Origin of the sequence: Flavobacterium sp. WC2421 (assembly GCF_040822115.1) — a bacterium.
GTDB lineage: Bacteria > Bacteroidota > Bacteroidia > Flavobacteriales > Flavobacteriaceae > Flavobacterium.
Genome location: NZ_CP162004.1, coordinates 2,809,711 through 2,825,089, shown reverse-complemented (window position 1 = coordinate 2,825,089; position 15,379 = coordinate 2,809,711). Strand labels below are relative to the sequence as shown.

13 protein-coding genes are annotated in these 15,379 nt (G+C 33.3%); all 13 read right to left on the bottom strand.

Going from position 1 to position 15,379, the window contains the following annotated elements:
* Window positions 1–22: 22 nt before the first annotated feature.
* Window positions 23–778, bottom strand: a complete 756-nt coding sequence (hisF, locus tag AB3G33_RS12080; protein WP_367769819.1) for an imidazole glycerol phosphate synthase subunit HisF — start codon at window positions 776–778, stop codon at window positions 23–25.
* A 33-nt stretch (window positions 779–811) separates the two neighbouring features.
* Window positions 812–1,123 carry a four helix bundle protein gene (locus AB3G33_RS12075; protein WP_367774141.1) on the bottom strand — a complete coding sequence of 104 codons (312 nt, stop codon included), beginning with the start codon at window positions 1,121–1,123 and terminating at the stop codon, window positions 812–814.
* A gap of 64 nt (window positions 1,124–1,187) precedes the next feature.
* Window positions 1,188–1,919 carry a 1-(5-phosphoribosyl)-5-[(5-phosphoribosylamino)methylideneamino]imidazole-4-carboxamide isomerase gene (gene hisA, locus AB3G33_RS12070; protein ID WP_367769816.1) on the bottom strand — a complete coding sequence of 244 codons (732 nt, stop codon included), beginning with the start codon at window positions 1,917–1,919 and terminating at the stop codon, window positions 1,188–1,190.
* A gap of 96 nt (window positions 1,920–2,015) precedes the next feature.
* Window positions 2,016–2,603: an imidazole glycerol phosphate synthase subunit HisH gene (gene hisH, locus AB3G33_RS12065; protein ID WP_367769813.1), complete on the bottom strand. Its 588-nt coding sequence runs from the start codon at window positions 2,601–2,603 to the stop codon at window positions 2,016–2,018.
* 92 nt (window positions 2,604–2,695) lie between these two features.
* Window positions 2,696–3,832, bottom strand: coding sequence for a bifunctional histidinol-phosphatase/imidazoleglycerol-phosphate dehydratase HisB (gene hisB, locus AB3G33_RS12060; protein WP_367769810.1), 1,137 nt, complete (start codon window positions 3,830–3,832; stop codon window positions 2,696–2,698).
* 187 nt (window positions 3,833–4,019) lie between these two features.
* Entirely contained in the window at window positions 4,020–4,445 is a 426-nt protein-coding gene (locus AB3G33_RS12055; protein ID WP_367769807.1) for a DUF2846 domain-containing protein, read from the bottom strand.
* A 29-nt stretch (window positions 4,446–4,474) separates the two neighbouring features.
* Window positions 4,475–5,524 (bottom strand): histidinol-phosphate transaminase, encoded by a 1,050-nt coding sequence (hisC, locus tag AB3G33_RS12050; RefSeq protein ID WP_367769805.1) that lies wholly within the window; start codon window positions 5,522–5,524, stop codon window positions 4,475–4,477.
* Window positions 5,525–5,627: 103 nt separating this feature from the next.
* Window positions 5,628–6,911, bottom strand: coding sequence for a histidinol dehydrogenase (gene hisD, locus AB3G33_RS12045; protein WP_367769802.1), 1,284 nt, complete (start codon window positions 6,909–6,911; stop codon window positions 5,628–5,630).
* A gap of 112 nt (window positions 6,912–7,023) precedes the next feature.
* Window positions 7,024–7,881, bottom strand: a complete 858-nt coding sequence (gene hisG / locus AB3G33_RS12040) for an ATP phosphoribosyltransferase (protein ID WP_367753009.1) — start codon at window positions 7,879–7,881, stop codon at window positions 7,024–7,026.
* Window positions 7,882–8,161: 280 nt separating this feature from the next.
* Window positions 8,162–8,683 carry a DUF2231 domain-containing protein gene (locus AB3G33_RS12035; protein ID WP_367769799.1) on the bottom strand — a complete coding sequence of 174 codons (522 nt, stop codon included), beginning with the start codon at window positions 8,681–8,683 and terminating at the stop codon, window positions 8,162–8,164.
* Between the two features lie 102 nt (window positions 8,684–8,785).
* Window positions 8,786–9,904 (bottom strand): VIT1/CCC1 transporter family protein, encoded by a 1,119-nt coding sequence (locus AB3G33_RS12030; protein WP_367753005.1) that lies wholly within the window; start codon window positions 9,902–9,904, stop codon window positions 8,786–8,788.
* Between the two features lie 9 nt (window positions 9,905–9,913).
* Window positions 9,914–11,032, bottom strand: a complete 1,119-nt coding sequence (locus tag AB3G33_RS12025) for an efflux RND transporter periplasmic adaptor subunit (RefSeq protein ID WP_367769796.1) — start codon at window positions 11,030–11,032, stop codon at window positions 9,914–9,916.
* A 10-nt stretch (window positions 11,033–11,042) separates the two neighbouring features.
* The gene (locus AB3G33_RS12020; RefSeq protein WP_367769793.1) at window positions 11,043–15,377 is read right to left on the bottom strand and encodes a CusA/CzcA family heavy metal efflux RND transporter; all 4,335 of its coding nucleotides are present in this window, start codon (window positions 15,375–15,377) and stop codon (window positions 11,043–11,045) included.
* Window positions 15,378–15,379 lie beyond the last annotated feature (2 nt).

Here is a 15,379-nt window from a genome sequence, read left to right as displayed (position 1 = left end):
TCTGACGTCTTTTCTCTTTCTTTTATAATCTTACTTCGATGTTGTGTTTTTGAAGTTCTTGCTTCAAAGTTCGGATTTCAATTTCTTTAAAATGAAAAACGCTTGCTGCCAATGCTGCATCTGCTTTTCCTTCTATAAAACTGTCCACAAAATGCTGTATGTTTCCTGCGCCTCCTGATGCAATAATAGGAATATTAACCAAGGTAGATAATTTAGACAAAGCTACATTAGCAAATCCATTTTTAGTTCCATCATTATCCATTGAGGTAAACAGTATTTCTCCTGCACCTCTCTCGGCAACTTCGGTAGCCCAATCAAATAAATTCAATTCAGTAGGCACTTTTCCACCTACTAAATGTACAATCCATTGCCCGTCAATTTGTTTTGCATCAATGGCAACAACAACACACTGACTTCCAAATCTTTGTGCTAAATCATTGATTAGTTGCGGATTTTTTACCGCAGATGAATTAATAGATACTTTATCAGCACCATTTTGCAATAATATTTCAACATCTTCAACAGATGAAATTCCCCCACCAACAGTAAACGGAATATTAATAGTCGAAGCTACTTTGCGAACTAAATCAACCAATGTTTTTCTTCGTTCTTCAGTTGCAGAAATATCAAGAAAAACCAATTCATCAGCACCTTCATCTGAATAGATTTTGGCTAATTCCACTGGATCACCGGCATCGCGTAAGTCAACGAAATTGACGCCTTTTACGGTTCTTCCATTTTTAATATCGAGACAAGGTATTATTCTTTTTGTTAACATGTATAGTAAGTATTAATTAATAAGGATGAAGTATTAAGTTTTCTTCTGATTATTTTTAGCAGAGATGATAATGCTTTTTATCAGTTTTAAAACTTCAACGCCATCGTTATGTAAACTCTCAAATTCTTCTTGTGAAAGGTATTTTGTTGCTTGTAAAAGTTCTAACCAGTATAAAGTTTCGTCTGCCTCTTTTTGAGAAATTCCCATTTTATGAATGAAATCAGCTCTACTTTCCGCATTTTTAGCTTCGCGAATGTTTGCACCTATTGAAGTACCAGAGCGCAAAACTTGTTTGCTCATGACATATTCATTTCTAGAAACTAAAGTCTTGTAGAGGTTGACCATTCTAATCGCAAATGAAAAACTCTTTACCTTGATTATATCTTCTCCCATACTTACAACTTAATCCTTATGACTTACTACTTATAACGTAGTTCTCCAATTGTTTCAAACTAATTCGACCTTCATAAATCGCTTTCCCAATAATAGTTCCTTCGCAACCCAATTCGGCTAATTTAGGTAATTCATCAAAGGTAGAAATTCCACCAGACGCAATCAATTTTATTCCTTTGGCTTCTGCTAAAATTTTTGCATACAGATCAAAACTCGGACCTTCTAGCATGCCATCTTTTGCAATATCCGTACATATAACGTACTGAATCCCTTTATTTTGATAGTCCTGAATGAATGGAACCAAATCTTCATTAGAATCTTCTAACCAACCAGAAACTGCTACTTTTTCGTTATTGGCATCTGCTCCAAGAATGATTTTATCCGCACCATACTCTGCAATCCATTTTTCGAAAATAGCTCTATTTTTTACAGCGATACTTCCTCCTGTAATCTGGTTAGCACCACTTTCGAAAGCAATTTTTAAATCGGCATCCGATTTCAATCCACCACCAAAATCAATTTTCAAACTAGTTTGAGTTGCAATTTGTTCTAATATTTTATAGTTGACAATTTTACTCGATTTGGCTCCATCTAAATCAACCAAATGTAAATATTCTATTCCATGTGCTTCGAATGATTTTGCAACCTCTAGCGGGTTTTCATTGTATATGATTTTAGTATTGTAATCGCCTTTTGATAAACGAACACATTTTCCTTCGATGATATCTATAGCTGGTATAATTCGCATTTTTTATAATTTAAAGATTTAAAATTGAATAATTTAAAGATTAGCAATTTTGAACGTAGAACTACTCCATCCAGAATTGCTTAATCATTACATCTTTCAATCATTTAATTTTAGAAAATTCTCTAGAATTTGCTCTCCTACATCACCGCTTTTTTCAGGATGAAATTGAGTACCGTAAAAATTGTTTTTTTGTAATGCCGAGGCATATTCAACTTCATAATTAGTTGTTGCAATGGATTCAACGCAGTCAGGGGCATAAAAACTGTGTACTAAATACATATATTCATTTTCTGCAATTTCATTAAATAAAGGGGACTTCAGGTTGTAAATAGTATTCCATCCCATTTGTGGCACTTTAACTTTTGGAGAAAATTTTAATACATCCACATCAAAAATCCCTAATCCCTTTGTATTTCCTTCCTCCGATTTATTACACATCAATTGCATTCCCAAACAAATTCCCAATACGGGTTGAGTCAAAGTAGGAATTAAGGTTTCTAAGCCACTTGCTAACAACATTTTCATCGCTGAACTTGCTTCACCAACACCTGGAAAAATTACTTTATCGGCAGCTTTAATTTCCTCAGGATTATTACTCAAAACCGCTTTAAATCCCAATCTTTCGATGGCAAACATAATGCTTTGAATGTTTCCTGCTCCGTAATTTATGATTACTATTTTCATTGTTTTTTTGTTTCAAGTTTAAAGTTTAAGGTTTAAGGTTTAAGGTTTAAAGTTCTACATAGAACCTGAAACTTTAAACTTTAAACAAATTTTTACAACATCCCCTTTGTCGATGGCAAAATCATTTTTTCGGTGTCGCGTTTTACGGCAACTTTTATCGCTTTGGCGAAAGCCTTAAAAATAGCCTCAATTTTATGGTGCTCGTTTTGTCCTTCGGCTTTGATGTTGATATTTGCTTTAGCTCCATCTGAAAAAGATTTAAAGAAATGCAAGAACATCTCTGTTGGCATTTTCCCAACCATTTCACGTTTAAATTCCGTTTCCCAAACCAACCAGTTTCTTCCTCCAAAGTCAATAGCAACTTGCGCTAAGCAGTCGTCCATTGGTAAACAAAAACCGTAACGCTCAATACCCAACTTGTTTCCTAATGCTTTCGCAAAAACCTCGCCTAGTGCAATTGCCGTGTCTTCAATGGTATGGTGCTCATCTACTTCCAAATCTCCTTTTACAAGAATTTCCAAGTCCATTTGGCCGTGACGCGCAATTTGGTCTAACATATGATCAAAAAAGGCAATTCCAGTTTCGATTTTGCTTTTCCCCGTACCATCCAGATTCAAATTAATGTAAATATCCGTTTCATTTGTTTTTCTTGATATTGTAGCGGAGCGCGCTTCGAGTTTCAAAAACTCATAAATTACTTTCCAATCAGTGGATTGTAATGTAATAATGTCATCCAACTCCTCACGTTTCGAAGCAATCTCACCACTTCCTGCCCCTTCGCTGGTGTTCATAAAAATCGCTTTTGCACCTAGATTTTTAGCCAGTTCTACATCAGTCAATCGATCTCCTAATACGAAGGAATTTGCTAAATCATAGGCTGGATTATCAATATACTTTGTTAGCATTCCTGTCCTTGGCTTGCGTGTTGGTGCATTGTCTTCTGGAAAAGACCGATCTACAAAAATATCGTCAAATAAAACACCTTCGTTTTCAAAAGCTCTCAAAATGAAATTTTGTGTAGGCCAAAAAGTATCTTCCGGAAAACTGTCCGTCCCTAACCCATCTTGGTTAGTTACCATCACTAACTCATAATCCAATTCTTTCGCAATTTTAGCCAAATATTGAAATGATTTTGGATAAAATTCTAATTTATCTAAACTATCTAATTGGTATCCTTCTGGTTCTAAAACAATCGTTCCATCACGATCGATAAAAAGTACTTTTTTCATTTTTATATAAGCTTTTAACTGTTAGCTTTTAGCTAGTTGTGTTTGTTTTATTGTTTTTGGCGTGTCCCTGCGGGTCGGGCTATTCGTTCCCGCTTTTTTTATCTTGAAAAAACAAGATAAAAAAGAGCTTCACTACTATCCCTCACGCACTTTCAATCCAATTTATTTTATTTTTAAAACCTTGGAATTAAAGACACTTAGTATCTTCTTCCATTATTTTCATTTTTTGCGTTGCCGTATTTTCGGTTACTTCTTCACAATAAATGTTATTAATAAATAATCCCGTTTCAAATACCAATTGTACATAGGTAATTTTGCCTGCTTCAACTTGGACTTCAAACTTCTCCGCTTTCTCTTTAGATTTTTTTCCTCCAAATTGTACGGAGCATTCATGTTTACCAACAGGAACTTCGTGTATAGAATATTTTTTATTATTTAGTTTACAAACAAATTCTCCATCAATAAAAGTTTTAAAAGCAACTGCTGACCCTTGAAAACCAGTAGAGCGTAGAAAATAAATTTTACCCGTTTCCGTGGTCTTACTTTCTTGAGCTCGCATCGCAATATTAAAACTTAATGACATTAAAAGTACAATGATTAGTTTTTTACACATGTTGTTATTTTTAGTTTGATTATTTAAAATTAGCTTATCGCTAATAGTGCTTCCATTAATTTTTTATTTTCTTCTGCTGTTCCAATGGTTAAACGCAACGTGTTTTCACACAGTGGTTGGGTAGTTCTGTTTCGAATAACAATCCCTTTTGCGATTAATTCATTATAGCGTTTAGTCGCATCATCCACTTTAATCAACACAAAATTAGCTTCGGTTGGGTATATTTTAGAAACAAATTTAACTTCTTTTAATACTTTAAGTAAATCATCTCTTTGTATTATAATAGAGTCTATTTCAAGTTGAATTTTTTCTATATCAGCTAATCTTTCTAATGCTCTTTGTTGCGTTAATTCATTCACATTATACGGAGGTTTTATTTTGTTTAAAACCGAAATTATTCCAGCTGAAGCATAACAAATACCTAAACGAATTCCTGCCAAACCATAGGCTTTTGAAAGTGTTTGTGTAATGATTAAATTTGGATATTCATCTAATTCATTCAACCAACTTTGTTTTTTTGAAAAGTCGATATACGCTTCATCGATAACTACTAATCCATTAAAATTTTGAAGTAATGTCACTATACTTTCATCAGAAAAAGAGTTTCCTGTTGGGTTGTTTGGCGAACATAAAAAGATTATTTTAGTATTAGCATCTACAGTATCTAGAATGGAATCTATCTCTGGTTGGAAATCAGTAGAAAGTAATACTTCTTTATTGGTTACCGCATTAATATTGGCTAAAACCCCATACATTCCATATGTAGGCGGTAAAGTAATTACATTATCTTCTTTAGGCTCACAAAAAGCTCTAAATAGCAAATCCAATACTTCATCACTTCCGTTTCCTAATAAAACTTGATCGATTTTTAGGTTTCTTTGTTTGGCTAAAACTGCTTTCACGCTGCTTTGTTGTGGATCGGGATACCTGTTTACACCATTTTGATACGGATTTTCATTGGCATCCAAAAATATCATTTGAGCCACATCAAAATCTTTAAACTCATCACGAGCCGATGAATACGGCTTCATGGTTTTGACGTTCTCACGAACTAAATTATTTAAATCGAAATTTTCCATTTTCTTTTGTTTTTAGAGGAAAGAAATTAGAATCAAGAGTCAAGAGAAAAGACTTTTATACTGTGCCTCCTTCTCTAATATCTTGTTTCTTGCTTCTTGTCTCTTATTCTAAACTCTTCAACCTTAGTGTCACCGCATTCTTATGCGCTTGCAGCCCTTCGGCTTCTGCCATAATTTCAATGGCGTTACCAATATTTTGAATTCCCTTTTCAGAGATTTTTTGAAAAGTCATTGATTTAGTAAAACTATCTAGGTTTACTCCGCTATAATTTTTAGCATAACCATTTGTTGGTAAGGTATGATTAGTACCCGAAGCATAGTCTCCAGCGCTTTCAGGGGTATAATTCCCAATAAAAACCGAACCTGCATTTTCGATTCCGTCGATAAAAAAATCATCGTTTGCAGTACAAACTATGAAATGTTCCGGTCCATATTCATTGATTAATTCTAAAGCAGTTTTATCATTTTCTACATAAATTAACTTTGAGTTGGCAATCGCTTTTTCGGCAATCGCTTTTCTAGGTAATTGCTCTAGTTGAATTTGAATTTCGGCTTCAACGGCGTCAATCAGTTTTTTTGAAGTTGACACCAAAATAACCTGACTGTCTGTACCGTGCTCTGCTTGAGACAATAAATCAGAAGCTACAAAAGATGGAATAGCAGTATCATCGGCAACAACAAGTAATTCAGAAGGTCCAGCAGGCATGTCAATTGCTACACCAAATTGAGTTGCTAATTGCTTGGCAACAGTAACGAATTGGTTTCCAGGTCCAAAAATTTTATACACTTTAGGGATCGTTTGGGTACCAAAAGTCATTCCTGCAATTGCCTGAATACCACCTACTTTTAAAATTTTAGTAACACCACATAATTGTGCTGCGTATAAAATGGCTGGATTTATAACTCCTTTTTTATCAGGAGGAGAACATAAAACAATTTCATTACAACCTGCAATTCGAGCAGGAACGGCAAGCATCAAAACAGTTGAAAATAAGGGAGCAGTTCCTCCTGGTATATACAAACCAATCTTTTGAATCGGTCTTTTCTCTTGCCAACATTGTACTCCTTCTACTGTTTCTACTTCTACTTTTGCCGTTTTTTGAGCTGTATGGAATTTTTCAATATTGCTTTTAGCCAATTGAATCGCATCTTTCAATTCGTTAGGAACGGTAGCAACAGCAGTTTCGATTTCTTGTATAGATACTTCTAGATTTTCAAAATTTACTCCGTCAAAAATCGAAGTATATTTGGCCACAGCGGTATCTCCTTTTTTCTGAACTTCCTTAAAAATTTCTTTTACAGTAAGTTCGATGTCGTCGATAGTCTTAGTAGGTCGTTCTAGAATTGCTGACCAGGTATTGGGTTTTGGGTCGTATATTTTATTCATCGTATTGTGTTTTAACCGCAAAGTTCGCAAAGGTTTTTCGCAAAGTTTGCAAAGTATCAACTATTTAAGTTTTACTCAACTTTATAATTCATACTTAATAATTTATAATTATTTACAGCACCATTTTTTCAATTGGGCATATCAAAATTCCTTCGGCACCAGCGTCTTTCAATTGATCGATTACTTGCCAGAAAGTATCTTTATCAATTACAGAGTGTACACTGCTCCATCCTTCTTGCGCCAATGGCAAAACTGTTAAACTACGCAATACTGGAAGAATTTTACCTACTTCTTCAATTTTATCATTAGGCACGTTCATCAAAATATATTTTGATTTTCGCGCTCTTAAAACGGATTCAATTCTAAATTTTAAGGTGTCAATTAATTTTTGAACATCTGGAGTTACTTTTGGAGAAACTGCCAATACCGCTTCACTTTTATAAATAATTTCAACTTCCTTTAAATTGTTTTTAAACAACGTACTTCCGCTTGAAACAATATCAACAATGGCATCGGCTAGACCAATATTTGGAGCGATCTCAACCGAACCAGAAATTTGGTGAATATCTACATTTACTCCAAAAGAATTGAAATATTCGATTACCGTATTTGGGTAAGAAGTCGCAATACGCAATCCATCTAAATCTTGAATAGAATTGTATTCGAATGTTTTGGGTACAGCAACTGAAACTTTACATTTAGAAAAACCAAGCTTTTGAATCACTTGAATCCCTTTCCCTTTTTCAACCAATAAATTGTCTCCTACAATGGCAATATCTACCACACCATCAATTAAGTATTGAGGAATATCAGAGTTTCTTAAGTATAAAACTTCTAAAGGGAAATTTGAAGCTTCTGCTTTTAATTGATCAATTCCATTGTTAATAGAGATTCCGCAATCTTTTAGAATTTGGATACTGTCTTCGTTTAAACGTCCTGATTTTTGAATTGCAATTTTTAATGTACTCATTTTTTTGAATTTAATTTTGTTAGTATTGTGTCAGAGTACAAAAGTTAGGCAATAAAAAACCCGTTTGATGTACTCAAACGGGTTTTAAAATATGATGACTTACACCCATTTCATTAACACATCGCTTGAGAGCAATAATGAAAATGATGATGATGTAATTGTTTTGTAAACATAATTGTGTTATTGTTTTAGAACTTTAATTTCTGATGCAAATATAAATCATATTTTAATTAAAACGCTATTTTAAATTTAACTAATTGCTATTTTATTGTTAAATATCTTATTCGTCGACTTTCCTTTTTAGCGTATCATTAAAACCGGGACGGACACTATTTATATTTTTAGAAACCAAAGTGTCATTGTTATCTCTAATTTCAGTATGACGAATTTCTCCACCAGATGTTCCTACGAACGTTGATAGTCCAGCAGCAATTAACGCCAGAATCAAAGTGATGTATGTTACTATTTTTGCAAATTTATTTCTTTTTTGAGTTGCATAAAGTGATACAATACTGAAAATACCAGTTGCATATAACACCAAAGCAAATTTCTCGGCTATTTGCTCATGTTCATGAATAATTTTTTCTCCAATTGTAGGCATATCTTTTACCATTTCTTCAGCGCCATCACCTGTCGCCATGCTTGCCAACGCGAAAACAGCTGCAATAATAAGTAGAAAAAAACCTGTATTCTTAACCGAATTATTTTTTAAAAATAGTCCAGCAATTAAAACCCCAAGGCCCAATATAGATCCAATAATTGGAAAATGGTTAACTACTAAGTGTAAATGAGCATCATTCATATTTTAAATTTTATGGTTTCATTTTAAAAATTAAAAATAACATTTTAATTTGATTATAATTTACTTTATTTTTTGATTTAATAAGAAAATTCCTTTTGAATTCTAAGCTGCTAAGGATACGCCTATCAATGATCCAATTCCATAGGTGACGGCCGCTGCCGCTAAGCCAAAAAATACTTGTCTAAAACCTGAAAATAATATACTTTTCCCTGTTAGTAACGTTATTGCAGCACCAATTCCAAAAAGCCCTATTACACTGCTGCCAATACTTAAATAAATGGCATTCATTCCGTCTAAAATCATAAAAGGATATAATGGTATTATGGCTCCTATTGAAAAAAGGACAAAAGAGGCAATTGCAGCTTCCCAAGCGGAACCACCTAATTCTTCTTTATCTATTCCTAGTTCTTCTTTAATTATTGCATCAATTGCAGTTTCAGGAGTTTCAAATGCTTTATCGGCTAATTTTTTAGCCTCTTCCATATTCATTCCTTTAGCTTGATATAATAAAACAAGCTCTTTTTTCTCTTCTTCTGGCGAAGCTTCTAGTTCTTCTGTTTCTAAATCAATTTGGCGTTGGTTCAATTCTCTCGAACTTTGTACGGACAACCATTCTCCCAATGCCATTGAAATTGCTCCTGCCATTAACCCTGCAATTCCAGTTAGTAAAATAGTATTATTAGAAACGGCGGCACCTGCAACTCCCATTACTAAACTCATATTGGAAACCAAGCCATCATTCGAACCTAATACAGCAGCGCGCAAGGCATTACCTCCCACTGATTTATGTCGGCTTTCAAATTTAGATAGAAAACCTCCCGAAACATTCAACGCAGCATTATCATTTACTGCTTCAATTATTTTAAGATGATTGTGCTCAAAACCTGTTGGTTTTTCACCACTTTGTAATTTATTTTTAATAGCGTTAACCGCAAATTGCTTTTCAATATTGGATAAACTACTGATTATCGATCCGTAGCCAAAAAACTTACCAAGTTTTAATTGAAATTTTGCTCTAGAAGAAGGCAGTGGCATTTTATAATTAGACTCAAATGAAATGACTTTGTCAAACATATGTTTAGCATGCCCCTTTTCAATTTCACCTAAACTTTGTAAAACACGAACTAAATTATCATCCGTTTGAATAGCAGCAATACTTTCGTACAAAAATGCAGTATCTACTTCTACTTGTAATTGCTCTTTTAATTTTTTTAAATCCATAATTATCGATTAATTAGTAACATCAAAAACACCTTTTACCAAAATTTTTGAAGATGAATTAATATGAGTATCCGGAAGAATTTCAATAAATTTTTCAGAACGTTCGCCAACTTTAACTGCCACTTTTTTAAAGAAATAACTGTTGTTTTTATCTTCTTTCAATAAAAGTACAAAGTATTTATTATTTTCTGTTATTAATGCTTCGGTAGGAATTGCTAAACCTTTCTTTGAATCCACTATAATAGCAGCTTCTACAAACATTCCTGTTATTAATTTTTGTTTCATGGTTTCGTCTAAATGGCCATGAACATTGATTGTTCTATCACTTCCTTCTATCGATTTTCCTACTAAATGAACTTCGGCGTTAAAAACATCTTTTGAAGCCTCTGGAACAGTAAATTTAATTTTTTGTCCTTCTTTTACATTCAATATATCTTTTTCAAAAACATTTAATTCCAAATGTAAATGAGAAGTTTGAATAATATCTAATATTACATCCGATGGAGAAACGTGCATACCAACATTGGCATTCATTACAACAATATCACCAGATATCGGGGCATAAATGGTTATTACAGAAGTTAAATTTCCTTTTTCAACATTTGCAGGGCTAATATTAAGCATCAATAATTTTGCTTTTAAGCTTTGGTACATCCCTTTTGCTCTGCGATAGTCACTCTCTGCTTTTAAATAATTTTTTTGAGAAGTGATTTTTTCATCGAATAATGTTTTCTGACGTTCATACTCCGACTTTAGATACTTAATTTGCTCTGCAACATCTAAATATTCTTTTTGAATATCTAAAAATTCTGTGTTTTCTAATGTCAATAAAGCTTGTCCTTTACTCACTTTATCACCTACTAGAAGTGTTGTAGATTTCACATATCCACCTATAAACGAAGTGATCTGAGCTCTATTTTGTGGCGGTACATCAATTTTTCCCGATGTTTTTACCGTTACGTCAAAATCTTCCTCAACAGGAGCTGAAATTTCCATTGCACCCGACTTAAATTGCGCTGTTGTAACTGATATTAGATTGTCATTTTTATCAATGACTTCTTCTGATTTTGTCTCTTTACAAGAAACAAATAGAATGGAAAGAGTAAATATATATAGTGTTTTTTTCATTTTAAATATTTTAGTAATTAAGGAATTGAATGTCAAGTTGTGTTTTATTGAATTGAAGTACATTATCTAAATAATCTACTTGAATAATGGTCGCGTTTTCTAAACTTTGGATGTATTGAAAAAAATCTATCTCTCCATGTTTGAAACTCAAATTTCCTACTTTAATAATTTCGTTCGAAAGTTTTTTACCGTATTGATTGTAATAATTTAAAGCATCTTGGTATTTTGCTAATTCATTCTTTTTTTGATTTAAATAACTATCCATTTTTTGGGTTTCATTTTGCTTTTGTTGCTCCCAACTTTGTAGTTCAAGTTGTGCCACTTTTGATTTTGAAATATTCGCAGTATATAAAATAGGAACTGCAATTCCAATTTGAAAACCATTCAAAGATTGCGAAATTCCTTTGTTAGAACCTCTAAAATAGTCTAAGTGCAAATCTGGAAACCAATTTTGTTTTTGAAGGTATATTTGACTTTCATAATTTTTACTAACACTTTCTAAATAATAATTATAGGTAAATTTACTTAATTCATTTGTTAAGACATTTAACGGTATTATTTTTATGCTTTTAATTACTATTTTATCCTCTGATTGTACTAATGCTTGTAATGTTTCATACTCCGCTTGCTTTTCATTTTTTATTTGAGAAAGTTTTGTTTTTATCTGTCTGAATTTGGCTTCTGCAGTGATTTTTTCGAGATAATTCGTCTCCCCTAATTCAAATCGTCTATCACTTGCTTTAGAAAAATTTTGATACAAACTATCTAAATATTGATACAGTTTTTCTTCATGTTGTAAGTACACGATTTGATAATAAACCTTAGAAATCATTAAGGAAGTTTTGTTTTTTTGAATCTCAAAACTAGCCTTTTCTTTTTCAAATTCTGTTGTATTTACTTTTTTCTGAGCACCATAAACGGTAGGAAAAGAAAAGCGTTGTTGAATCCCGAATATTTTTAAAGGTTCATTATTATAGGCAACATTATTTTGGTCATAATTGTAGTAGATATTTGTTTTATCGAATGCAAAAGCGCTATTTATATTTGCCTGGAATTTATCTACTTGCAATTGATGCGCTTTTAATCCTTTGTTGTTACTTATCCCTTTTGAAATCAAACTATCTAATTCAGTAGTAGTATTTTGTGCAAAACTATAAGAACTGCTTAATATTAAAAATATGATATAAGTAGCACTATGATGTTTTTTAAATCTTGGTTTTCTAAATTCTTTCCCTTCAAAAAGTTTATATAAAATAGGCAATACAATCATCGTTAAGATGGTTGCTGTAAACAAACCTCCAATCACTACGGTTGCTAAAGGGCGTTGCACCTCTGCTCCTGCTGATGATGAAATTGCCATTGGTAAGAAACCTAGAGCGGCAGCGGCAGCAGTTAATAGCACGGGACGCAATCGATCAGTAGTTCCTTTTAAAATAAGTTCATCAATATTTTTCATTCCCTGGTGTTTTAATTCTTTAAAATGCTCAATTAATACGATTCCGTTTAGCACAGCAATTCCAAACAGCGCAATAAATCCAACTCCTGCAGAAATACTAAAAGGCAATCCTCGAATCCATAAAAACAATACCCCTCCAACTGCCGAAAGTGGTATGGCCGAATATACCATCAAGGCCTCTTTTACTGAACCAAAAGCAAAATACAATAATATAAATATTAAAAATAGCGCAATTGGAACTGCAATCATCAGTCTGGCTTTGGCGCTTTGGAGGTTTTCAAATTGCCCCCCGTATTGCACATAGTAGCCCGTAGGTAACTTTATTTGAGTATCTACAATTTTCTGAATATCAGTTACTACACTTTGTAAATCTCTATTTCGCACATTGATTCCTACAACAATTCTTCTATTCGTATTGTCTCTTGAAATTTTAGCAGGACCTTCGGTATAATCTATGCTTGCTAACTCCTGCAACGGAATTTGCTCTCCAGACGAAGTGGTGATATAAAGGTTTTTTAAGTCATTTATACCCGTTCTATTGGACTGATCTAAACGGATAACCATGTCAAATCGTTTCTCGCCTTCAAACACATTTCCAACCGTTTTTCCTGCAAAACCAAGCGCTATCATTTCATTTAAATCGGAGATATTCAAACCATATCGAGCAATTTTTGAACGATCATATTTTACTGTCATTTGCGGTAATCCTTCGGTTTTTTCAATTATTATATCCGAAGCTCCTTCTACTTTTGCAATAGCTTTTTTAATTTCATGGGCTTTTCGAGCCAAAACATTTAAATCTTCACCAAAAATCTTCACCGCCACATCTGAACGTGTGCCTGAAATCAATTCATTAAAACGCATTTCAATCGGCTGTGTAAACTCGATTTCCATATTGGGAATTTGTTTTTCGATAGCCGTTTTAATTTTATCAGCTAATTCATCTTTACTGGATGCCGATACCCATTCTGATTTTGGTTTCAATTTTACAATTACATCACTTTCTTCCATACTCATTGGGTCTGTAGGAACTTCGGCAGCACCTATTCTACTAACCACTTGCTCCACTTCGGGGAAATTCTTGAGTATTATTTTTTCGATTTTGGTAGTAGTAGCTATCGTTTTTGTTAATGTAGTTCCCGTTTTAAGAACAGGTTGAATGACAAAATCCCCTTCGTCAAGTGTTGGAATGAACTCCCCTCCCATAGTGGTAAATAAAACGATCGCCATAACTAATAATCCAAAAGCACCATACAATACTTTTTTAGTATTAACCAAAGCCCAAGTTATAAGAGGTAAATACCAAGAATTTAGCTTTCGAATTAATTTACTAGATAACGATTTTGGATTTTCTACGGTTGGTTTTAAAAACAACGAAGAAACCACTGGAACATAGGTAAAGCAGAAGATCATAGCCCCCACCAAAGCAAAACTAAAAGTCATCGCCATGGGTTTGAACATTTTACCTTCGATTCCTGAAAGAGAAAGAATTGGAATAAAAACAATCAAAATAATAAGTTGGCCAAAAATAGCCGAATTCATCATTTTAGAAGCGCTCTTATACGTAATTTGATCAATTTCTAACTGTCGGTCTTCTTTGGAAAGTGGCCCTAACTGTGCTGATTTACTGGCTATTTGGAATGCAATGAATTCAACAATAATAACCGCACCGTCAATTATTATTCCAAAATCGATGGCACCTAAACTCATTAAATTAGCGTCTATTCCAAAAATATTCATCAGTGAAATTGCAAATAACAAACACAATGGTATGACTGAAGCTACAACTAATCCTGAACGCCAATTTCCTAATAATAATACTACAACAAAAATCACGATTAAACAGCCTAGAGTAAGATTTTCGGCCACTGTAAAAGTGGTTTTACCAACTAATTCGCTACGTTCTAAGAATCCATTGATATAAACGCCTTCGGGCAGTGATTTTTGAATGATTGCAATTCTATCTTTCACATCATTGATGACTTGTTTTGAATTGGCGCCTTTAAGCATCATCACTTGTCCAAGTACCTTCTCTCCTTCACCATTACCAGTAATTGCTCCAAAACGATTGGCATGACCAAAACGAACATCAGCCACATTCTTTATATAAACAGGGAAACCATTACTGTTTTTAACAACAATGTTTTCAATGTCTTCCAAGTTTTTAACTTTTCCTTCGGCACGAATAAAATAACTTTGATTTATCTTCTCAATATAAGCACCACCTGCAATACTGTTATTTTTTTCAAGAGCTGTAAAAACATCCGTTGTAGCAATATTCATTGCTTTCAACTGGGATGGATTAATAGCAATTTCATATTGTTTTAAAAACCCTCCCCAAGTATTAATTTCAACAACACCTTTAATTCCTGACAATTGCCTTTTTACTACCCAATCTTGGATCGTTCTTAAATCAGTAACGGAATAGTTATTTTTAAATTCGGGTTGTACTTCAAGTGTATATTGGTAAATTTCACCAAGTCCAGTGGTTATTGGCCCCATTTCAGGAGTACCAAAACCGGCTGGTATTTTCTCAGAAGCCGATTTAATTTTTTCAGCAATTAATTGTCTTGGTAAATAAGTACCTAAATCATCCTCAAAAACAATGGTGACAACTGATAATCCAAATTTTGAAATGGAACGAATTTCCTTTACTCCTGGTAAATTAGCCATTTCAATTTCAACAGGATATGTAATATATTGCTCAATGTCTTGGGTTGAAAGATTACGTGAAGTAGTGATTACTTGAACTTGATTATTGGTTACGTCTGGAACAGCACCAATAGAAATTTGGAATATAGAAAAAACGCCAAATCCTAAAATACAAAGAGTGAATAATAAAACAATGAGTTTGTTTTTTAGACTAAAAGCTATAATTTTTTCTAACATAA